At 62.8% G+C, this 19,388-nt stretch carries 19 protein-coding genes; 6 read left to right on the forward strand and 13 right to left on the reverse strand.

The window, feature by feature from the left end; genetic code table 11:
- Nucleotides 1–94: 94 nt before the first annotated feature.
- Complete coding sequence (locus MFF34_RS09475) at nt 95–1,825, forward strand: dipeptidase (RefSeq protein WP_238212749.1); 1,731 nt, start codon at nt 95–97, stop codon at nt 1,823–1,825.
- Between the two features lie 133 nt (nt 1,826–1,958).
- On the opposite strand, the gene MFF34_RS09480 is transcribed toward MFF34_RS09475, so the two are convergent.
- From MFF34_RS09480 to MFF34_RS09490, 3 genes are read right to left on the reverse strand one after another with little or no spacing between them, the layout of a single operon-like run.
- The gene (locus MFF34_RS09480) at nt 1,959–2,792 is read right to left on the reverse strand and encodes a hypothetical protein (protein WP_027595145.1); all 834 of its coding nucleotides are present in this window, start codon (nt 2,790–2,792) and stop codon (nt 1,959–1,961) included.
- Complete coding sequence (locus tag MFF34_RS09485) at nt 2,789–4,405, reverse strand: hypothetical protein (RefSeq protein WP_238212751.1); 1,617 nt, start codon at nt 4,403–4,405, stop codon at nt 2,789–2,791. Before MFF34_RS09485 ends, MFF34_RS09480 begins: the two co-directional genes overlap by 4 nt.
- A gap of 21 nt (nt 4,406–4,426) precedes the next feature.
- On the reverse strand, nt 4,427–5,992 hold the full coding sequence (locus MFF34_RS09490; RefSeq protein ID WP_238212753.1) for an OmpA family protein: 1,566 nt from the start codon (nt 5,990–5,992) through the stop codon (nt 4,427–4,429).
- Between the two features lie 256 nt (nt 5,993–6,248).
- On the opposite strand from MFF34_RS09490, the gene MFF34_RS09495 reads away from it, so the two are divergent.
- On the forward strand, nt 6,249–6,686 hold the full coding sequence (locus tag MFF34_RS09495) for a CBS domain-containing protein (protein WP_238212755.1): 438 nt from the start codon (nt 6,249–6,251) through the stop codon (nt 6,684–6,686).
- Between the two features lie 6 nt (nt 6,687–6,692).
- On the opposite strand, the gene MFF34_RS09500 is transcribed toward MFF34_RS09495, so the two are convergent.
- From MFF34_RS09500 to MFF34_RS09510, 3 genes are all read right to left on the reverse strand, one after another.
- Nucleotides 6,693–7,331, reverse strand: coding sequence for a hypothetical protein (locus MFF34_RS09500; RefSeq protein ID WP_027595141.1), 639 nt, complete (start codon nt 7,329–7,331; stop codon nt 6,693–6,695).
- Between the two features lie 69 nt (nt 7,332–7,400).
- Nucleotides 7,401–7,643, reverse strand: a complete 243-nt coding sequence (locus MFF34_RS09505; RefSeq protein WP_085273890.1) for a DUF2789 domain-containing protein — start codon at nt 7,641–7,643, stop codon at nt 7,401–7,403.
- A 61-nt stretch (nt 7,644–7,704) separates the two neighbouring features.
- Entirely contained in the window at nt 7,705–8,163 is a 459-nt protein-coding gene (locus MFF34_RS09510; RefSeq protein ID WP_027595139.1) for an aminoacyl-tRNA deacylase, read from the reverse strand.
- A gap of 99 nt (nt 8,164–8,262) precedes the next feature.
- Here MFF34_RS09510 and MFF34_RS09515 point away from each other — a divergent pair, with 99 nt between their 5' ends.
- Nucleotides 8,263–9,612, forward strand: coding sequence for a nodulation protein NfeD (locus tag MFF34_RS09515; RefSeq protein WP_238212757.1), 1,350 nt, complete (start codon nt 8,263–8,265; stop codon nt 9,610–9,612).
- 2 nt (nt 9,613–9,614) lie between these two features.
- Nucleotides 9,615–10,367, forward strand: coding sequence for a slipin family protein (locus tag MFF34_RS09520; RefSeq protein WP_027595137.1), 753 nt, complete (start codon nt 9,615–9,617; stop codon nt 10,365–10,367).
- A gap of 31 nt (nt 10,368–10,398) precedes the next feature.
- On the opposite strand, the gene MFF34_RS09525 is transcribed toward MFF34_RS09520, so the two are convergent.
- Both MFF34_RS09525 and MFF34_RS09530 read right to left on the reverse strand, forming a co-directional pair.
- Nucleotides 10,399–11,031, reverse strand: a complete 633-nt coding sequence (locus tag MFF34_RS09525) for a LysE family transporter (RefSeq protein WP_027595136.1) — start codon at nt 11,029–11,031, stop codon at nt 10,399–10,401.
- Between the two features lie 188 nt (nt 11,032–11,219).
- On the reverse strand, nt 11,220–13,130 hold the full coding sequence (locus MFF34_RS09530; protein ID WP_099452601.1) for an ATP-binding cassette domain-containing protein: 1,911 nt from the start codon (nt 13,128–13,130) through the stop codon (nt 11,220–11,222).
- Nucleotides 13,131–13,180: 50 nt separating this feature from the next.
- Between MFF34_RS09530 and MFF34_RS09535 the strand changes: the two genes are divergently transcribed.
- Nucleotides 13,181–13,663 carry a TIGR02444 family protein gene (locus MFF34_RS09535; protein WP_238212759.1) on the forward strand — a complete coding sequence of 161 codons (483 nt, stop codon included), beginning with the start codon at nt 13,181–13,183 and terminating at the stop codon, nt 13,661–13,663.
- Here MFF34_RS09535 and MFF34_RS09540 read toward each other — a convergent pair.
- Complete coding sequence (locus MFF34_RS09540) at nt 13,639–14,709, reverse strand: AlgP family protein (RefSeq protein WP_238212761.1); 1,071 nt, start codon at nt 14,707–14,709, stop codon at nt 13,639–13,641. The two genes, MFF34_RS09535 and MFF34_RS09540, sit on opposite strands and share 25 nt — an antisense overlap.
- Nucleotides 14,710–14,937: 228 nt before the next feature.
- Here MFF34_RS09540 and MFF34_RS09545 point away from each other — a divergent pair, with 228 nt between their 5' ends.
- A complete protein-coding gene (locus MFF34_RS09545; protein ID WP_238212763.1) occupies nt 14,938–15,588 on the forward strand; it encodes an FKBP-type peptidyl-prolyl cis-trans isomerase in 651 nt (216 codons plus the stop codon).
- Between the two features lie 9 nt (nt 15,589–15,597).
- Here the strand turns inward: MFF34_RS09545 and MFF34_RS09550 are convergent, their stop codons facing one another.
- The 4 genes from MFF34_RS09550 to MFF34_RS09565 all read right to left on the reverse strand — a co-directional run bounded on the left by MFF34_RS09550 (nt 15,598) and on the right by MFF34_RS09565 (nt 19,386).
- Nucleotides 15,598–16,068 (reverse strand): Rsd/AlgQ family anti-sigma factor, encoded by a 471-nt coding sequence (locus MFF34_RS09550; protein ID WP_027595131.1) that lies wholly within the window; start codon nt 16,066–16,068, stop codon nt 15,598–15,600.
- A gap of 231 nt (nt 16,069–16,299) precedes the next feature.
- Entirely contained in the window at nt 16,300–16,806 is a 507-nt protein-coding gene (locus tag MFF34_RS09555) for a disulfide bond formation protein B (RefSeq protein ID WP_238212771.1), read from the reverse strand.
- A gap of 244 nt (nt 16,807–17,050) precedes the next feature.
- On the reverse strand, nt 17,051–18,289 hold the full coding sequence (locus tag MFF34_RS09560) for a heme biosynthesis protein HemY (protein ID WP_238212772.1): 1,239 nt from the start codon (nt 18,287–18,289) through the stop codon (nt 17,051–17,053).
- A complete protein-coding gene (locus MFF34_RS09565) occupies nt 18,286–19,386 on the reverse strand; it encodes a uroporphyrinogen-III C-methyltransferase (protein ID WP_097151363.1) in 1,101 nt (366 codons plus the stop codon). Before MFF34_RS09565 ends, MFF34_RS09560 begins: the two co-directional genes overlap by 4 nt.
- Nucleotides 19,387–19,388 lie beyond the last annotated feature (2 nt).

Below are 19,388 nucleotides of genomic sequence, written 5' to 3' on the forward strand. Positions count from 1 at the left end.
TCCCGTACTGCAGAGCATTGGTGTTAGCGTGGGCACCTTCCCGTTTTTCGAACGGGTACCCCCAACAATGACTCGCGAAGGAATGCGCGCGCCCATGTACCTGAAAAAACTCACTGCAACTTCATTGCTGCTGGCCAGCATCGGCCTGTTCAGCGTACCGGCCCAGGCCAACCTCTCCCAGCAACAATCCGCGGCCATCATCAAGGCCTACGACGGCACAGAACTGGCGGACTTCAAACAGTTCATCGGCAAGCTCAACGGCAGCGACCTGGCCAAGGCCGACAACCTCGGCGAGACGCTGAGCGCGTACCTGGCCAACAAGCCGCTGGCCGACGAGCAGCAGAACGAAATCAACCGCCTGCTGGGCCTGTATACCCGTATCAAGTACGGCAAGGCCGCCACCGAGACCCTGCGCGAACTGGTGGCCATCCCCACCTTCAGCGTCGATGGTGTGCCGCAGCACGAGAACCCCGAGTTCCTGAAGATCGCGGACAAGATCAAAGCCCTGGCCGAAGGCTTTGGCCTGACGTTCCGCAATATCGACAACCGGGTCTACGAGATCACCCTGGGCGAAGGCAAAGAGGTGGTCGGCATCCATGCCCACGCCGACGTGGTGCCAGTCAACCCGGACAACTGGAAGCTGGACGATGGCACTCGCCTCGACCCCTTCAAGGTCACGCTGGTGGGTGACCGCATGTATGGCCGCGGCACCGAAGACGACAAGAACGGCATCGTCGTAGCGCTGTATGCGCTGAAAGTGGCCAAGGACGAGAAGCTGCCGCTGGCCCGGCAACTCAAACTGCTGGTGGACACCACCGAAGAAACCAGCGGTGACGCGATCCCTTACTACTTCGAGCGCAACCCGACGCCCGACTACAACCTGGCGCTGGACGGCGGCTATCCGGTGGTCATCGCCGAGAAAGGCTACGGCACGGTCATGGCCAGCTTCGCCAAGCGCGCCGGCACCGGCAAGGGCGCCGAAATCACCCACCTCACCGGCGGCCTGGCCACCAACCAGATCCCGACGACGTCGGTCGCCACCCTGGCCAGCGACAAGCCTGCCGAACTGGCAGCCAGCCTGAACAAGGCCGGTGCCGCGTATGTGAAGGGCAACGGCGGTGATTTCAGCATCGATGCCAAGGTGGTCGGCAAGAACGTGCAGCTCACCGTGAAAGGCGTCTCGGCCCACTCCTCGGAGCCAGAGTCCGGGGTTAACCCGGTAGCGCGCATGCTGGTGTTCATCGATGGCCTGGGCAAGCAGGTGCCACTCAAGCACAACCAGTTCACCGACGCCGCCCGTTATGCCAGCGACAACTGGGGCCTGGACTACCTGGGCAAAAAGCTCGGCGTGGGCTTTGAAGACGCGTTCATGGGGCCGCTGACCGCCTCGCCGACCTTTGTCGGCGTGGACGACAAGGGGCTGAAACTGGCGGTCAACCTGCGTATCCCGAAGGGCAAGGAAATTGCCGTGATCAAGGATGACCTGGCGACCAAGCTGGATAAATGGAAAAGCACCAGCCACGTCCCGGTTGCCCTCGACTACAGCCTCGACGCGCCGATGTACCGCAACCCGGAGGGCGAGTGGGTCAAGGCCCTGCTTGCCGTGGCCAGCGAGAACCTGGGCATGAAGCACGAGTTTGGCACCTCGGCGGGGGCTACTTCGGTGCATGACTTGCCCAACGGCGTGCAGTTCGGCCTGGCCATGCCTGACGTGAAATACACTGGGCACAACGACAACGAGTTCAAGACCGTGGAGCAGTTCATGCTGGATCTGCAGGTAGTGAGCGAGATGGTCGCGCGCATCGGGCAGATGCCGAAGCTGTAGCGCAATCACCTGTAGGCGCAGCCTTGTGCTGCGAAGAGGCCGGTGACAACACAGTAGATCTGCGCTGTTGTCACCAGCCTCTTCGCAGCGCAAGGCTGCTCCTACAAGGGTGCGTATTACCCGGAAGGCCGGGTTACCGAAGGTCGGTACTCAGGCTAGGCGTGCCAAAGCCTTCCAACGTTGCGTTGGACGCATTCAAGTACTGCGCCCAGAAGTCGTTCAGCGCATCCATGGTCTTGCCAGAGCGGTAGGCATGCTTCACCGCGTCGGTGACCAGCCCAGCGCCAGACACATACACCCGGGCGCCTTGCAGGTCGGCGTACAGCCCCTTGCTCTGCGCAAGCTTCAGCTCGTTGCCAACGTTCAGTTGCTTGATCTGGTTGGCCGCGTAGAAGCTGGTGTAGTCGGAATGCTCAAGCATGTCCGAAATCAGGTACACCACCCGCTCCTGGATACCCTGCTCTTTGCCCATGTCTTCACCGACACGGCGCAGGGTGTTCATGATTTCGCTCTTGGGGATGTCCTGACGCGCCTCGCGCAGGCCCTTCACGAACAGCCCGCCGAAACCGGTCTGAAACGCCTTTTTCTGGGTCGCCAGGCACTGGTCCAGGCCACGCAGCTTGCGCATGTTCACATCGTCGCGAACCTCGCCCTGCAACGGCGTGTCCAGCTCGCCGGCATACACCAGGCGCTGATACTCACCCGGCAGGAACGCCGAGAAGGTATAGAGCCTGACGCGATCGCCCGGCTGCACGAACCGGTCGATCTGGCCCCAGGCGCTGCGCTGCAGGTCTTCTGGCATCGGGATGGTCTGATCGATGATCACCACCAGCTCGCGGCCAGAACCTGCAGGCTTGATGTCTGCCAGGCCATTACGCGTGTAGCAGCTCTGCAGGTCGTTGCGTTCGGCGGCCAGCGCTGCACACGGCAGCGCCAGCGCCAGGATCAGGGCCTTGGCAAGCCTCATGACAGCATGCCCTCCTTCTTCGCCGGGAACAGGCCAAGCGCCTTGAGTGCTTGCTGTTGCTCGCGGATGTCGCGCAGTTGCGCCTCGCTGACATTCAGCGCACGGCTGGCGGCGGCCAGGCTTTCTTCCGGCAGGCCAGTCACATCGTGGAACTCGGAGGCCTTGATAGCGACGGTGCCGACCGGTTCGGCCACTGCAGCAGCAGGGGCTACAGGGGCTACGGCAGGCGCAGGCTCGACCGGCGTCGCGGCGACAGCGACGGCTACAGCTGCGGGCGCTGGCGCAACGGTTTCAACCGGCCGCGCTGGCTTCTCCGGCTGTTCCGATACCTTGTCAGCCTTGTGTTCGACGAAGCTCAAGAAATTGCGGCGGGCGGTGTTTTCCCCATCCAGTGCCGTCAGCACATTGGCATCGGTGTGATCACGGCTGGACAACAAGGTCTGCAAGCGGCGCAGCTTGTCATCGGCATGGCTGGCGATGGCCGAACGCTTCTGGTCCATCGCATCGAGCATTTCTTCGGAGGTGGCGTATTTGTGGGTACGCTGCCAGGCGGTGTGCGAGTGCGTACCGGCGAAGAAGTAGCGGCTGGCCAACCACAGGCTGATGCCCTGGATCGCCACGTAGATCAGCGACAGCATCACGTAGGTCGTCAGGCTGGCCTTGCGGATCGCCTGCATCTTGTCGTCGATGGTGGCGTTATCCGCTTCATCGTTGATGGCCTGGGATTCTGCTGGCAGGTCGAACGGCGAGCCCGCGGTGCTGCTTTGCGTGGACGCTTCGGCACGCATGCCGTTGACCATCTCGGTCTCGATGCTGTCCAGGGTGGCCGAACGGATGAGGAAGGCACCAATGGCCATGGCCACCACGAACGCACCGCAGGTGATCAACCAGAAGAACTTGCGCGTGACGTTGGCGTTCACGTCCTTCACACGGGCCAGCAACTGCTCGTAGTCAGGCTTGTCCGAGTCGCTGAAGGAGTCTTCCAGGTTGATGGCTTTGTTGGCTTTCAGCGAGCGCGAGCGCTTGGAAGGCTCTTCACCCTGCCACCAATGGCGGGCGCGGGCGACCAGGCTGTTGTGGTGCACCGCGTGCCCGGCAGCCTCGGCCAGAAACGCCGACGCAACGGCCAGCAGAATCGCCACGAATGCCGTCAGCCAATGACGGTCATTGGTCGACGCGTCCATGTTGACCCAGCCGGCGACCACATAGGCAAACCCCATGGCCTCGATCACCACCAGCAACAGGACCACCGCCAACACCCACCACGGCCGCGCAGAACGCCCGGCCTCACCGGCCTTGGACAGGTAGTCCAGGTAGGCACTGTAGGCGTTCGCGTCCTTGGCATAGAGCTTGAACTTCTTGTTGTACACGTTCGACAGGGTGACTTCGTGGTTGATCCAGCCTTCAGCGTCGACCGAAGCCGGCTTGCGCGACAGGCGCGCGACCGTACCGATCAACGGGAAGCTGTGCCAGACACGGGTCAGGAAGTAGGAAACCTCTTCCCAATAGTTACGCACGATCACCGCAGTGATCAGCAACGAAAGCAGGCCGGCAGAGAGCAACTGATTGGCGAGAATCAGTGATTTAAGTGCAGCGAGCGAAAAGTCTTCCATTCAGGACGTCCTTGACTGGGGTTATTTGGTAGCCGGGATCGGCTTGTAGGAAGCGACGAACGCGTCACTGCCGGCGGCATAGAACAAGGCACCTTGGCTGACCTCGGCGTTGCCTTTGCTGAATACGATGTCCATGCACGAAATCGATGCCTGGGCATCACTGGCGAAGACCCGGTAGAGCACTTCGCTTTCGCCTTCATAGGTGTTGGCCACGGCCTTCATGGTGCGTGGTTTGTGCTGCGTGGGCTGTTTGTAGTCTTCGACCAACTGCAGAATCGGCTGGCGGTCGACCATGGCGTTCTCACGCAAGATCGATACCGGCGACACGGTCACCAGGTGCCCGTTGACCAGGTTGGCCCAGACCCGGTTGTTGTAACCCGGCAGGTAGTCCTTGGTGGCACGGCGCTGCAAAGGTTGGTCGTTGACCATGCTCAGCACTTCACCGGCATTGCGTGGGCGGTCGGCCTCGCAGCTGGACATCGGCATCTGCGCGGCGTATGCGCTGCTGATCAGCGTGAAGCCACTCTGTTTCGGCTTGATATTCTGCGCCATGGTCCAGCTGTAGTTGGCCACGGGGGTACCGGCGAAGTCGACCTGCGGACGCACAGCAGCAACAGCCTTCGGGGTGCTAGTGCTGGTGCTGCTGGTACTGGTGGTTGCACTGGCGGTACTGCTGGCCGTGGCCGGCGTGCGCTGTGCCGTGGTCGGCTTGCTTGCGGCAGGCTTGCTGCTCGCTTGTGCGGTAGTGGTCGCCTGCCGAGGCTTGGCAGCGGTCGAGGTGCCGTAGTGCAGGTAGCGGGTGTTACCCGCTTCTGCCTGGGCGCGCATCACCAGGGCCTGTTCGTTGGCCAGCTCGACGATTTCCACACGGCGGTTCTGACCACGCAGCAACGGGTCGCTGTTATCGGCAATCGGGCGCGATGCCCCGGCGCCTTGGTAATAGATGGCACTGGCCGGGATGCCGGCCTGCAGCATGACCTTGCCCACGGTCTTGGCGCGGCGCTCGGACAGCTTCTGGTTGAAATCGGCATTGCCCACGGCATCGCTGTGGCCAACGATCAACAAGCGACGTGCCTGCGCCTCCTTGGCGGCGGCCTGCTTGTCGGTGGCGGCCGGCTTGGCATACATCTGCGCCAGCTTGGCCACGGCGCGCTGGCCGTTGGGGGTCAGTTGGTCGGAGCCAGTGGCGAACATACCGGTGTCTTCGATCTGGGTCACCAGGCCCGCCTGTTCAGGGACGGCGGTCACCACCGCAGCCGAGGCAACGGTCAACTTCTCGGTGGTGATCTTCAGGTTCTCTTCCTTGGCGATGCGGTCAAGCTCCTGCAAGCGCGACTGCCAGACATAACCGGCGATGCACCCCAACGTGCCGCCGACTGCAACGCCCGGCAAGATGCCGTCCTTGCCTTTAAGGGCATAACCGGCAGCGCCCCCGGCGACAACCCCGACACCACAGAGCACGGGCATGCCGTAGTCCCTGCCAATGTCTTTAACGCTCTTGGAAATATTGTCGATCTGTTGGCTGCTGCAACCGGCAGCGGTGATGAAGGCGCAACTGAGCGCTGTGAGGCGAAACATGCTTTGCATTGCGGCTCCTTGCCGAAACAGGTCTGGATGATGGCAACTTGACATGCATTGTCACAGATTATCGGGGATTTTGCCCCACCCAGGTAAGCATCTCCAGCGCCGGATAAACGGCTTGCCGGAGTGCTTGGTACACAATCGATTCAACCATGACGTTTTTCAATCGCCTCCATGCCGTTTCCTGCATTGCCGTGCAGAGCGCCGTATCGGATGCTTTATTTACGTTGAGACAGCGCTTATTCCATCCGCAGAGGCCCGTATGAAGACCGTCAAAGAAATCCTCAAGACCAAGTCGCAACACCAGACCGTTTACACCATAGGCCCTGATGACTCGGTGCTGGAGGCCCTGAAGCTGCTGGCGGAAAAGAATATCGGTGCGCTGCCGGTGGTGGAGAACAATCAGGTGGTGGGCATTGTCAGTGAACGCGACTACGCCCGTAAGTTGGTACTGAAGGGCCGCTCGTCAGCGGCTACGCCAGTGCGTGAGATCATGAGCGCCCCGGTGATTACGGTGGACCCGACACAGAGCTTGGCATATTGCATGAACGAGATGACCGATCGGCATTTACGTCACCTGCCGGTGGTCAGCAATGGCGAACTGCTGGGCCTGTTGTCGATTGGCGACCTGGTGAAGGAAACCATCGCCGAACAGGCCAACCTGATCCTGCAACTGGAGCAGTACATCCGCGGCGAGTAAACCGCCTCAGTGGTAGGCGCGCTCCAGTTCGTCCAGTTGGTGGTCGAAGCTGCGCAGGCGCGCCGACCAGGTGTATACCAGCACTTCAAGGTCGCGGTTGAGCACGGCAGTGGTGCCATTGCCCGTGCTCGTCGGCTCGCCCAGATCGAGCTGGTAGCGTTCGCGGGCCATGGCCGCCGCCACACTGGAGAGGTCCCGTGCATTGGCCAGCCAGTGGTGGTGGTGATCGTGGATTTCGCGGTCGAGCGCCCGGCACTGGCGCTTTAAGGCGTCCAGGCTTTGCTCCAGCGGGGTGCCCTTGAGCTCACCCATGACTTCTTCGAAGGTGCGCCCGGAGTGCCAGTAGCTGCCCCAGAAATAGCGGTCGAATACCGTTTCGACCCGGCGCAGGGCAACCTTGGTGTTCCAGATGGTCAGCAACGTTCGCCCCTGGATCACCTCACGCTTGTTCAGGCGCAACTGTTGCCAGGCGATCCAGGTCAGCGCCACCAGCGCAACCGCCACGGTGACCGCGGCGGCGGCGTAGAGAAACTGCACCGCCTGGTTCATCTGTTGCGTCTGCCTGATGCCATAGAAGTAACTGGCCGTCAGCGTGCCCAGGATCGTCACGGAGCACCAGAACCCTGGTGCGTAGGGATCTTTCATCGCGCTATCCCCTTATTGTTTTCCTGAGCATAGCAACGGCCAATCACTCGTCAGGTGCCGCTCGGCGCTTTATTTTCGGGGGCGGCGCAACGCCTCGTTGAGTTGGTCGAAAGGGACTGCCCAATCAGCATCTTCGTTGATGCTGTCCTTGAGGAAGTTGCGCTGGGCATCGGTCCAGAACGGGGCATCGACCAGCTTGATCTCGTTTTGCAGCGGCGAGTGGCTGGTGATGAATTGATCGATACTCAAAGCATCGTCAGGCAAGCCCAGCTGTTTGAACAGCTCGGCGAATGGATGGATCGGTGCTTCCATGATTCCTCCTAAAAGCCGGTCAGGCCGTCCACGACGCCCGCCCGGCGTTGGCTTGAGAACATCAGCACAGCTCACGCACTTCGGCGTGCGGTACCAGCTTCATGAACTGCTCCATGCTCATGTGGATCAGGTGATCGTGGTCACCCGCCTCCAGGTAGACATCACCTTGCCGGGTAAGGGTCGGGTCGAGCAGCATTTTTATATCGTAGGCATCGCCAAGTGCCGGCACTGCGCCGCGTTCGCAATCGCCGAACAGCGTCGGCAGGCCGCTTTCGCGGGTCAGTTGCCAGGCGCCCGACATGCGCACCTTGCTCATGTCCAGATGCCGGTTGGCCGGTAGCACGGCCAGGATGTAGTTGCCATGCCGGTCATCGAGCACCACCGACTTGGCGACCCGCTCGGCGGGTACACCGGCCGTGCGTGCCGACTCCAGGCTGGTGGCTGAATGTGGATGGGGAATGATGTCGTAGTCGCAGTTGGCCTTGTCCAGGCGAGCCTGCAGGGTCTTTGCCATACGCATGATGCACCTCCGGTATTGCGCCCCCAATCTTCAATTTTAGGCCTTGGCCCGGCAGGCATGACTAAACTTGTGTAATAGAGACGAACGAGGTGACGACAGGTGGCCGCTCGCTGGTGGCGCTGGCTGTTGCTGTTGATGCTGCTTGGGCTGGCACCGGGCAGCCAGGCAGCGCCCGGTGCCGTCTGGGTGTTGAGCATCGACGATGCCATCGGCCCGGCCAGTGCCGACTACCTGGTGCGCAGCCTGGACCAGGCCCATGCACAAGGCGCGCAACTGGTGGTCATCCGCATGGATACCCCTGGCGGCCTGGACAGCGCCATGCGCCAGATGATCAAAGCCATCCTCGCCAGCCCCGTGCCGGTTGCCAGCTTCGTCGCGCCCAGCGGTGCACGGGCCGCTAGCGCCGGCACTTACATCCTTTACGCCAGCCATGTCGCAGCCATGGCCCCCGGGACCAACCTGGGCGCGGCCACCCCGGTGCAGATTGGCGGCCCCCCGGGCATGCCCAAGGACGACAAGGCCAAGCCCAGTGGTGATGAACAAACCCTCGCCCGCAAGCAGGTCAATGACGCTGCTGCGTACATACGCGGCCTGGCGCAGCTGCGCGGGCGCAATGCCGATTGGGCGGAGCAGGCCGTGCGCGAAGCCGTCAGCTTGTCGGCCAGCGAGGCATTGCGGCTGAAAGTGGTCGACCTCGTGGCGACTGACCTGCCCGACCTGCTGCGCCAACTCGACGGCAAAACACTGGACGCTGCCGGTCAGCCGCAGCAGATGCACACCCTCAGTGCCAGCCTGGTCGAACACCTGCCGGACTGGCGCACGCGCCTGCTGGCCGTCATCACCAACCCCAGCGTGGCGCTGATCCTGATCATGGTCGGCGTGTACGGCCTGCTGTTCGAGTTCATGAGCCCCGGCTCCACCGTGGGCGGCGTGATCGGCGGTATCTGCCTGCTACTGGCGCTGTATGCCCTGCAGTTGCTGCCGGTGAGCTACGCCGGGGTGGCGCTGATCCTGCTCGGGCTGGCGTTCATGATTGCCGAGGCGTTCTTGCCCAGCTTTGGCGTGGTCGGCTTTGGCGGCATCGTGGCCTTCGTGCTCGGCGCAGTGATTTTGATGGACACCGACGTGCCTGGGTTCGGCATCCCCTTGCCCTTGATCGCCAGCCTGGCAGTGCTGTCGGCGCTGTTTATCGGTGGCGTGCTGGGCATGGCCCTGAAAGCGCGCAAGCGCGCCCTGGTCAGCGGCGATGCCGGCTTGGTCGGTAGCCTGGTCACGGTTACCCAGGTGCTGGCAGGCAACCCGTTCTGCGGTTCGGTGCAGGCGCAGGGCGAACAGTGGCAGGTTCAATGCGCGACGCCACTGCAGCCTGGCCAACACGTGCGAGTCACGGCGCGCCGTGGCGTGATGCTGGAGGTCAGCGCTGCTGCACCTGCGGCCCAAGGAGAATGACGATGTTCATGCAATTGGGTTTCGGCGCCCTGCTGATGCTGCTGGGCGTGTTGTTGCTGTCGGCGTTCCGGATCTTGCGCGAGTACGAGCGCGGCGTGGTGTTCCAGCTGGGGCGGTTCTGGCAGGTGAAAGGGCCGGGGTTGATCCTGCTGATCCCGGTCATCCAGCAGATGGTTCGGGTCGATCTGCGCACGGTCGTGCTGGATGTACCGCCGCAGGACGTGATCACCCGCGACAACGTCTCGGTCAAGGTCAATGCCGTGCTGTACTTTCGCGTGCTCGACCCACAAAAAGCGATCATTCAGGTCGAAGACTTTCTCGTCGCTACCAGCCAGCTGGCCCAGACCACCTTACGCGCCGTGCTTGGCAAGCATGAGCTGGACGAGCTGTTGGCCGAGCGCGAGCAACTGAATGCCGATATCCGCCAGGTGCTGGACGCGCAAACCGATGCCTGGGGCATCAAAGTGGCCAATGTCGAGATCAAGCACGTCGACCTCAACGAATCGATGGTGCGTGCCATCGCGCGCCAGGCCGAGGCCGAACGTGAGCGACGGGCCAAGGTGATCCATGCCGAAGGGGAGTTGCAGGCGTCCGAAAAACTGATGCAGGCGGCGCAGATGCTCAGCAAGGAGCCAGGGGCGATGCAGTTGCGCTACATGCAGACGCTGGGGGCGATTGCCGGGGACAAAAGCTCGACCATCGTCTTTCCACTGCCGCTGGATTTGCTCAAGGGCTTTGTGGAAAAGCCGAAATAACCGGGGGCGCTTGTGAGCCCCCGATGGCCTGTCAGATAGGCGCGCGACGCAGGGTCGCGAGGAAGGTTGCCGCGCCGATGAACAACCCGGCAAAGGTGCGGTTCAGCCGCTTCTGCTGTTTGGGTGTACGCAGCAGGCGCAGCACCCGCGAAGCCAGGCCGGTGTAGCCCGCCATCACCAGCATGTCGACGGTGATCATGGTGACGGTGATGGCCACGTACTGCGGCAGCAGGGCCTCATGTGGGTTGATGAACTGCGGCAGCACCGCCAGCATGAACACCAGTGCCTTAGGGTTGCTGACGTTGACCAGAAAACCACGGAACACCAGGCTCAGCGGTTTGCCGATCGGGCGCACGGCAGACTCTTCGCTCATGTCCATCGGCAGCGCGCGCCATTGCTTGTAGGCCAGGTAGACCAGGTAGGCAACGCCAAACCACTTGATCACCGTAAAGGCGGTGGCGGAAGCGGCGAGGATAGCGCCGACGCCGGCGGCGATGATGGCGATCTGTACGATCAGGCCAATCTGCAGGCCTAGCGCGTTCCAGTAACCGCGCCAGAAACCGTACTGCAGGCCGCTGGACATCGAGGCAATCGCCCCGGCCCCAGGTGAAAGGCTGATCACCCAACACGCGGCAAAGAAGCCCAACCACACTTCCATCGACATCACACACCTCGCTCGAACATATGTTGCAAAACGTTAAGCTAAGATGTTGGCGAAAAAATAACCAGCGGATTTTGCAGATTTGTTTAGGGTTTGGGGTTTTGGGTGGGTTGAGATCAAGCGCCGCGCAAGCGGCGCTCGATCTCACAAGCGCTAAAAGGCTCCCGCCCTACGCCCCAAAGACCTCAGCCTCAGGACAGCGCCTCAAGCTCGGCCTGCATGCTTTCCAACGTTTCCAGCGCTTCCATCCAGGCTTCTTCAAGCTCGCCTTCGCGCTGCTTGAACTTGCTCTGGCGGGCCAGCACATCGCGCAGTTCGTCCTTGCGCGCGGCCTCGTACAGGCCACTGTCGCCCAACGCTGTTTCGATCTCAGCCAGTTGCGCATGCACCTGGTTAAGCTCAGCTTCCAGCTTGTCGGCCGCCTTCTTGTGCGGTGCCAGTTGCTGACGCAAGGCCGCTGCAGCCTGGCGCTGAGCTTTCTTGTCGGTCTTGTCCGGGTTGGCCGGGGTGTTGCTGACCGGCGCGTTGCGCTGACGGTACTCGACCAGCCAGCGGCTGTAGTCTTCCAGGTCGCCATCGAACGTATCGACCTTGCCGTCAGCCACCAGCAGGAAATCGTCGGTGGTGCTTTTGAGCAGGTGACGGTCGTGGGAAACCACCACCACAGCACCGGCAAACTCCTGCAAGGCCATGGTCAGCGCCAGGCGCATTTCCAGGTCCAGGTGGTTGGTCGGTTCGTCGAGCAGCAACAGGTTCGGCCGTTCCCAGGCGATCAGCGCCAGGGCCAAACGGGCCTTTTCGCCACCGGAGAAATTCACCACCGGCTCGTCGACACGGTCACCGTGGAAATCGAAGCCGCCGAGGAAGTCGCGCAGCGTCTGCTCACGCTCGGTCGGGGCAATCCGCTGCAGGTGCAACAGCGGGCTGGCCTTGTCGTCGAGGGAGTCGAGCTGGTGCTGGGCGAAGTAGCCCACCGCCAGGTTCTCGCCACGTACCAGGCGCCCGGACAGCGGTTCCAGCTCGCCGGCAAGGTTCTTGATCAGGGTCGACTTGCCCGCGCCGTTAGGGCCGAGCAGGCCGATACGCGCACCCGGCACCAGCTGCAGCTTGACCTTCTCAAGGATGGCCTTGTCGCCATAACCCAGGCGGCCTTCGGACATGTCCAGCAGTGGGCTGGAGATTTTCTGCGACTCGCGGAAGACGAAGTCGAACGGCGAATCGACATGCGCCGCCGACAACTCTTCCATGCGCTCCAGGGCCTTGATCCGGCTCTGGGCCTGGCGGGCCTTGGTGGCCTGTGCCTTGAAGCGGGCGATGTACTTTTCCATGTGCGCACGCTGGGCCTGCTGCTTCTCGTAGGCTTGCTGCTGTTGCGCCAGGCGCTCGGCCCGGGTGCGCTCGAAGGCGGTGTAGCCGCCCTTGTACAGGTTCAGCTTGCGCTGCTCGACGTGCACCACGTGGTCGACCACGGCATCGAGGAAATCGCGGTCGTGGGAAATCAGCAACAGGGTGCCGGGGTAGCCCTTGAGCCAGTCTTCCAGCCAGAGGATGGCATCCAGGTCCAGGTGGTTGGTGGGCTCGTCGAGCAGCAGCAGGTCGGACGGGCACATCAGTGCCTGTGCCAGGTTCAGGCGCATCCGCCAGCCACCGGAGAAGTCACCGACGCGGCGGTCCATCTGTTCGTTGGTGAAGCCAAGGCCGGCCAGCAATTTGCGTGCTCGGGCATCGGCGGTATAGCCATCGGCACTTTCCAGCTCGCTGTGCAGGCGCGCCAGGGCCGTGCCGTCGTGCGCCGTTTCGGCGATGGCAAGCTCGGCCTGCACCTTGCGCAGGCGCACGTCGCCATCGAGCACATAGTCCACCGCGAGGCGATCGAGGGTGTCGACCTCCTGGCGCATGTGGGCGATGCGCCAGTCGCCGGGCAGCTGGCAATCGCCGGAATCGGGCGAAAGCTCACCGCGCAGCAAGGCGAACAGGCTGGATTTTCCGGCGCCGTTGGCACCGATCAAACCGGCCTTGTGGCCGGCGTGCAAGGTCATCTCGGCGCCTTCTAGCAAGCGCTGCGGACCACGCTGTAAAGTGAGGTTGGATAGTCTGATCATGATGGTCGCGGAGTCTACCAGCTTCCTCGGCCCGTAGCGTGAGTGGAATCATGTACACCGACCTGTGGAATCACGCCCTGGCCTTGTATGCCAGGGCCGGCGTGGAAGAGGCCTGCCTTGACGTGCAAGCGTTGGGCGGTGACGTTTGCCTGTTGCTCTGCGGCACGTGGCTGCAAGCACGCGGCGTGGCCGCGACAGGTCAGCGCGCACAAGCCCTGCGCGACATTGCCGAACCTTGGCAGTGTGAGGTGGTGGCGCCATTGCGTAACCTGCGCCAGCAATGGCGCACGGCAGCGCACAACGATGCGCAGTTGGCAGCGTTGCGTGAGCAAGCAAAGGGGTTGGAATTGCAGGCCGAGAAGGCCTTGCTGGAACGCCTGCAGGCGTGCTCGCAACAGTGGCCCGCGGACTCGCACGAGCCCACGGACGACTGGCTGGCCCGGCTAGCGCCGGACCAGGCCCAAGATCACCGCGCGCTGCATCAATTGCGCGTCGCGGCGGCAGCGCTTCAGGATGCCGAAGACGGCGCCTGAGCCGGGGTGCTGGCGGGTGCCGACGGTGCTGCGGCCGGGCTGGCCGAGTTGGTCGCGGCGGCAGGCGCGCTGGTGGCAGCCGTGGCGGGCTTGGTTTCGGCTGGCTTGCTCGCGGCGGGTTTGGTAGCAGCCGGTTTTGCAGCAGCTTTCACAGCCGGTTTTGCAGCCGGTTTGGCGGCAGCACGCGCGGGTGCTTTAGCGGCAGCCGCGGGCTTGGTAGCAGGCTTGGCCGCAGGTTTTGCAGCTGCAGGTTTGGCCGGGGCTTTGGCCGCTGCAGGTTTGGCTGCCGGTTTAGCAGCGGCGGCCTTGGCTGGCGCCTTGGCAGCAGCTGGCTTGGCTGCGGGTTTTGCAGCTGCAGCCTTGGCCGGTGCTTTGGCAGCGACGGCTTTAGCGGCTGGCTTGGCCGCAGGTTTGGCGGCGGCGGTTTTGGCGGGTGCCTTGGCGGCAGCGGCTTTTGCTGGCGCTTTGGCCGGCGCTTTGGTGGCAGCGGCTTTGGCGGCTGGCTTGGCGGCAGCGGCTCTGGCCGGCGCCTTGGCTGCAGGTGCTTTGGCGGCAGGTTTGGCGGCCGTGGCGCGTGCTGCTGGCTTGCTGGCAGCCTTGGCCGGTGCTTTAGCAGCAGCTGGTTTTGCAGCCTTGGCAGCGACGGCGCGCTGGTCCAGTGCCTTGCTCGCGGCTTCACGCACCTTGCCCACACCTTGGGCCAGCTTCAGGCTGTCCTGGGCATCACGCTTGAGCTGTTGGATGTAGGTACGGGTCTGGGTCTGGCGGTCCTTGAGCGAGTCGAGCAAACCTTCAAGTTCACCGATCGCTTTTTGTGCCTTGGTCTGCGCCTTGGCTTTACCTGCCTTGGCCGCGTCCTGTAGTTTCAGGCGACCGTTGTGCAGTTTCTCTTGTGCCTTGCCACGTTGCTTTTCCAACTTGGCCAGCAGTTTTTCCGCATCAGCCAGCGCTTGCGAGCAGGCATCTTCCAAATGTTCGAGCAGGCTGCCCGAAAGTTGCTGGAGCAGGTGCAACGGCGTACTTACTGGCTTCTTTTTGGCCGACATGGTTTACCTCCTGGCTGACGAGATTGCGGCTCATACTATGCTTCTGCTGCTACCGCCGCTAGGGCATGTTGACAGTAATATTTACGCCGCGTTGCATGCCTGGGCAAAGTTGTTATCTTGCAGCTCCGTGAAAGTGTAGTTGCTGAATTAAGCGTTGCTCATATTTGGCAGATACAGGCCAACCCCGATGTTGGCTGCCACGGCCCGCTCATTGCGCAGGAACTGTCCATGCCGCGTTTTCTTGTTTTAGGTTTGTGCCTGGTGGCGCCCTTTGCCCTGGCCAATGCAGACGACCACGACCTGGCCTACAGCCTAGGTGCCAGCCTGGGCGAGCGGCTGCGCGAAGAGATGCCGGGGCTGCAACTGGACGCCCTGGTCGAAGGCCTGCGCCAGTCCTATCAAGGGCAACCACTGAAGCTCGACAAGGCACGCATGCAGGCTGTGTTGCAGCAGCATGAAGCGCAAGCCGACAACGCCGCCGAGCAGGCTCAGGCAGAAAAACTCAAGGCGGTGGAAACCCGCTTCATGGCCAACGAGCGGGCACGTGCTGGTGTGCATGAACTGCCCGAAGGCGTGCTTTACAGCGAACTGCAAAGCGGCGTCGGCGCGCAGCCGAAAGCGGGTGGCAAGGTGCAGGTACGCTACGTGGGCAGGTTGCCGGATGGCTCGGTGTTCGACCAAAACCAACAGCCGCAGTGGTTCAGCCTGGATTCGGTGATCGAAGGGTGGCGGGTGGCGTTGCCTCGGATGCATGCAGGCGCGAAATGGCGCCTGGTGATTCCGTCGGCGCAAGCCTACGGTGCCGAGGGCGCGGGTGACCTGATCGCGCCCTATACCCCCTTGGTATTCGAGATCGAACTGCTGGCGGTTGGCGACTGACGCCACGCCTCAGGCTTCGACCGTGCCCTCTTCCTTGTGCGCGTTGTGCAACACCTCGATCAGGCAATCCTCCAGCTCGAAGCGCTCGTGCAGCAGGCCGCCCAGCTTGGCCAGTTTTTCGGCGAAGCGCTCGGGGTCTGTGCACTCGCCCTTCTCGCAATGGTCATTGAATGCCAGCGCGATCTGGGTGCTGTCATCGATGCGCGGGTTGATCTGCGTGGCCAGTTCAAGGCCGCGAGTGTCGCCGAAGGCCTTGGCTTCACTAACCAGCTGTTCGCTGACTTCGAAATGCCAAGCCGAGACATAGTCGACCAGCACCGCGCAAAAATCGCGGTTCTTGTCCTTGTCGGCGAAGGCTGGCTTGGCGTCGCGCAGTGCGCGGAAAGCCTGCACCAGTTCATGGCGCTCCTCCAGCCAACGGTCGATCAGCTTGTGAACCCCACCCCAGCGTTCCTGGGCGTTCTGACAACTATCGAGCATGGCGATCTCTTCCCTTCTGGGTAGATGCCGCTGCACCTCGCACCACGACCGCGCAGCACAAAGGTGACATCAGCAGGACGGCATCGAGCAGTTGTATTTTCGGTATGCGTGCTGGGAGATTATTCCCGCGCGTGCTGACCATCAAGGTACGCAGCAGACAAAGTTCATACAAGTGTTTAATACCCCGTTACAACACCATTGGTCGCGATAGCGTTCCAGGCTTGCGCCAGGTCAATCGCCTGCCAGGGTGCGGAAACGATACGCCAGCAGGCGGCTCAAGGGCAGCGCGCCCAGCAACAGGAATGCCAGCAGGCTCCATTCAGGCAGTGTCAGGTCAACAAAACTCCAGGTCAGCGCGTTGCAATCCGGGCCACCTAGCAGCAATTGCCGCGCAGCTTCACGCCAGGATTGCTCGAACACATCCCAAATCGGAGCCGGGCACACGTGAACTGCCCCACCCGCCCCTTGCAGCCAGACATGCCGTGCCGCCAGCATCGCCCCCGCCGCCGAGCAGGCCAACAGTGCTTGCGAGTAACGGCGGATACCCGACCTGCCCGGTGCCTGCAGCACTGCGCCCAGGCAAAGCAGCCCATACAGGCCCAGTAACAAACGTTGACTGAAGCACAACGGGCACGGCACCAGCCCCAGCGCACTTTCCAAGTGAAATGAACCGGCCAGCACAGCCAACGCGGCAAGGCAGGCAGGAAAGAAAAAAGTGCGTAAACGGGCCGGCAGCATGGGCGATGGAGGTCCCGGGGAATGAAGTGGCTTGAAACGGTAGAGGAAATAACCGCTGTGTTTCAAGGCGCTACAGGGACGACAAGTCGCTGAATAGCAAAGGAAGTTTCCTGCCTGACAGTAGGAAACGTCTTAAGAAATGGACTGCAGAACTAACTTATATCGCCGGACAAGTTACCCGCCCCCTTAGCCCGCACGCTGGCGCGAACTAAGGGGTAACCCAGGTAAAACGATTAGGCGTAACTCAGGCGCGCACTGCTTCTGGCAACGGCAGCGCCAGCAAGCGCTCATCCAGCAAGCCGAGGCCTTCCTGGAACAGCTGGTTGCTGCGCTCGGTCTCGCCAAGGCCGGCGAGCAAGCGGGCCAATTCGGCACAGGTTTCCGGGTTGCGCTCCATCTGCAAGCTGCTTTCCAGATAGTCCCTCGCCTTGCCCCACAGGCGGTTTTGCAAGCTCAGGCGGCCGAGGGTCAGCAGCAGGCTTGGGTCCTGTGGATGCGCCTTCAGCCAGCCTTCGGCTGTTTGCAACTGGCGCGCCGGGTCATCACCGCGTACTAGGCCATACAAGCGAGCCAGGTGGCTTTCGTACTCACGCTTGAGGGCCGTGCGCAGCACTTGCTCGGCTTCGCCCTGGGCGCCGACCTGGCGCAGCTGCTCGGCGTAGGCCAGCACCAGCTGCGGCTCCTGGCGCTGGGCGGCAGTCAGTTGCTGCCAGGCACGTTCCAGGGCCTGACGCGCACTTTGCGCATCCTCGCCGCGGGTTGTCGCCAGGCTCAGGTTCTGGCCCCAAGCACGCTTTTCAAGCTCGGCAAGCTCAGCCGCTGGCAGCACCTTGCCCTTGCGCAGGTCAGGCAGCAGGCGAATCAGCGCCGACCAATCGCCACGTTCCAGGTACAAGCGCTGCAGCAGTCGCAGCACCTGGGTGTTATGCGGGTGCCGCGCCTGCATCGCCAACAGGGTTTCCAGCGCACCATCCGTGTCGCCACGGTCCATCTGCAACTGGGCATGGGTCAGGGCAATGGCCAGTTCCGCCTGCGGCTGACGCTCCAAGGCGCGCTCCAGCAGGTTGTCGCTGTCTTCCTTGCGGCCTTGCTCGTTGGCGGCGCGGGCGGCGCCGAGGTAGTACAGCAAGGGCTGGCGCTCGGCTTCGGCGGCGCGGTGCAGATGGCGCTGGGCACTGGCCCAGCGGCCCTCGGCGAGGTCCAACTGGCCTTGCTCGATGGAAAGACGGATGCGGCGGCTGCGGTTACGACGCGACCACGGGTTGACCACGCCGCTGGAGGTCAACACCAGGCCAACCAGGTAGCGCAGCAACCCGAGCAGGGCGATCACGGCAACAAGCCCGGCCAGCGCCGCCCAAAGCCCCGACTGGTAGCGGAAGCTGCCATAGGAGATCAAGACGTAGCCACTGTGCTTGGCCACCGCAATGCCCAGCGCGGCGGCGATCACGATCGCCAGTACGGCCAGCAGGTAGACCCGCTTCATGGTTTGCCCCCTTCACCCTCGGCCGGCAGATGGCGGCGCTGAATGTAGGCTTGCACCGAGGCCAGGCTCTCGCTCAGGTCAGGGGTGACCACAGACACCGGTTGCTCGGCCAAGGCGTTGAGGCTGTCGAGCATGGCCTTGCTTTGTGGGTTGTCGGCATTGAAGTTGGCCAGCAGTACGCTGCGCGCATCATCCAGTGCCTGGGTGTAGACCTTGGCCTCGCCATTGAGCGCAGCCCACTGGGCTTGCTCGATGGTCAGGCTCAAGGCCAGGCGCAGCTGGTTCAGCGACTGCCCGGCCAGCAGCGGCCGCACGTTGTCATCGGCGTTGAAGTCGATCTGGAAATACTTCGAGATTTCCGCCCACCACTGCGACCAGCGACTGGCGCCATCGCCGTCGGAGGTCAGCGCACCGAGCGCATCGGCATTGCTCTCGAACTCAGGCGACTGGGCGCTGAGTTGTTGCACCAGCTCGCGCTGTGCAGCCAGCTTGAGGAACAGGCCCGTGCGGTCTGGCTGCTGCGTACTGTTGAGGGTTGCCAGGCTGCGCGCCAACTGCTCGCGGGCGGCGAAGGCACCGGGGTCGCTCTGCTCGCGAAGGATTTCGTCGGCGCCTTCGACCAGGGCCTTGGCGCTGGTGATGTCCTGCAGCGCCGAGAGGCGCAGGGTAGCCAGGCGCAGCAAGTGTTCGGCCTCTGCCAGGCGCCATTCCTTGCGGCTCTCGCCCAGCACGGTTTCCAGACGCTGGCTGAGGCGTTGCTGATCGCCTTGCAGCTGCGAAACCAGGCGGCGGCGGTCTTCCAGCTCGCTGGCGGCCGGCAGGCTGGCCAGCTGCGCGCTGATCTGCTGTTCACGTTGCTGCAGCGCTTCGGCGCGCTGGTTCAGGGCTTCAAGGTGCTGCCCTTGGTTGAATTCGCTGCCTTGCAGTTGCCGCACCTGCCAGACACCCCAGCCACCTATTGCGACCCCGGCAGCACCCAGCAGCAGCGCCAGCGCTGCCAAACCGGTGCCGGAGCGCTTGGCGGGTGTGGCGGTGACAGGATCCGCCGGCGTCTGGGCCGACGGCTGATCGTTATTGGACAAGACAGTTTCGCTCACGT

The sequence above is a fragment of the Pseudomonas sp. PAGU 2196 genome, assembly GCF_022179005.1.
Lineage (GTDB): Bacteria > Pseudomonadota > Gammaproteobacteria > Pseudomonadales > Pseudomonadaceae > Aquipseudomonas > Aquipseudomonas kermanshahensis.

Bases quoted from the DNA above. Each gene is read 5' to 3' on its own strand.
- MFF34_RS09530 (WP_099452601.1), bottom strand. From the start codon at position 13,130: ATGATCAGACTATCCAACCTCACTTTACAGCGTGGTCCGCAGCGCTTG.
- MFF34_RS09520 (WP_027595137.1), top strand. From the start codon at position 9,615: ATGTTCATGCAATTGGGTTTCGGCGCCCTGCTGATGCTGCTGGGCGTG.
- MFF34_RS09555 (WP_238212771.1), bottom strand. From the start codon at position 16,806: ATGCTGCCGGCCCGTTTACGCACTTTTTTCTTTCCTGCCTGCCTTGCC.
- MFF34_RS09485 (WP_238212751.1), bottom strand. From the start codon at position 4,405: ATGGAAGACTTTTCGCTCGCTGCACTTAAATCACTGATTCTCGCCAAT.
- MFF34_RS09510 (WP_027595139.1), bottom strand. From the start codon at position 8,163: ATGCGTATGGCAAAGACCCTGCAGGCTCGCCTGGACAAGGCCAACTGC.
- MFF34_RS09560 (WP_238212772.1), bottom strand. From the start codon at position 18,289: ATGAAGCGGGTCTACCTGCTGGCCGTACTGGCGATCGTGATCGCCGCC.
- MFF34_RS09550 (WP_027595131.1), bottom strand. From the start codon at position 16,068: ATGCTCGATAGTTGTCAGAACGCCCAGGAACGCTGGGGTGGGGTTCAC.
- MFF34_RS09500 (WP_027595141.1), bottom strand. From the start codon at position 7,331: ATGAAAGATCCCTACGCACCAGGGTTCTGGTGCTCCGTGACGATCCTG.
- MFF34_RS09545 (WP_238212763.1), top strand. From the start codon at position 14,938: ATGCCGCGTTTTCTTGTTTTAGGTTTGTGCCTGGTGGCGCCCTTTGCC.
- MFF34_RS09505 (WP_085273890.1), bottom strand. From the start codon at position 7,643: ATGGAAGCACCGATCCATCCATTCGCCGAGCTGTTCAAACAGCTGGGC.
- MFF34_RS09495 (WP_238212755.1), top strand. From the start codon at position 6,249: ATGAAGACCGTCAAAGAAATCCTCAAGACCAAGTCGCAACACCAGACC.
- MFF34_RS09475 (WP_238212749.1), top strand. From the start codon at position 95: ATGTACCTGAAAAAACTCACTGCAACTTCATTGCTGCTGGCCAGCATC.
- MFF34_RS09480 (WP_027595145.1), bottom strand. From the start codon at position 2,792: ATGAGGCTTGCCAAGGCCCTGATCCTGGCGCTGGCGCTGCCGTGTGCA.
- MFF34_RS09535 (WP_238212759.1), top strand. From the start codon at position 13,181: ATGTACACCGACCTGTGGAATCACGCCCTGGCCTTGTATGCCAGGGCC.
- MFF34_RS09525 (WP_027595136.1), bottom strand. From the start codon at position 11,031: ATGTCGATGGAAGTGTGGTTGGGCTTCTTTGCCGCGTGTTGGGTGATC.
- MFF34_RS09540 (WP_238212761.1), bottom strand. From the start codon at position 14,709: ATGTCGGCCAAAAAGAAGCCAGTAAGTACGCCGTTGCACCTGCTCCAG.
- MFF34_RS09490 (WP_238212753.1), bottom strand. From the start codon at position 5,992: ATGCAAAGCATGTTTCGCCTCACAGCGCTCAGTTGCGCCTTCATCACC.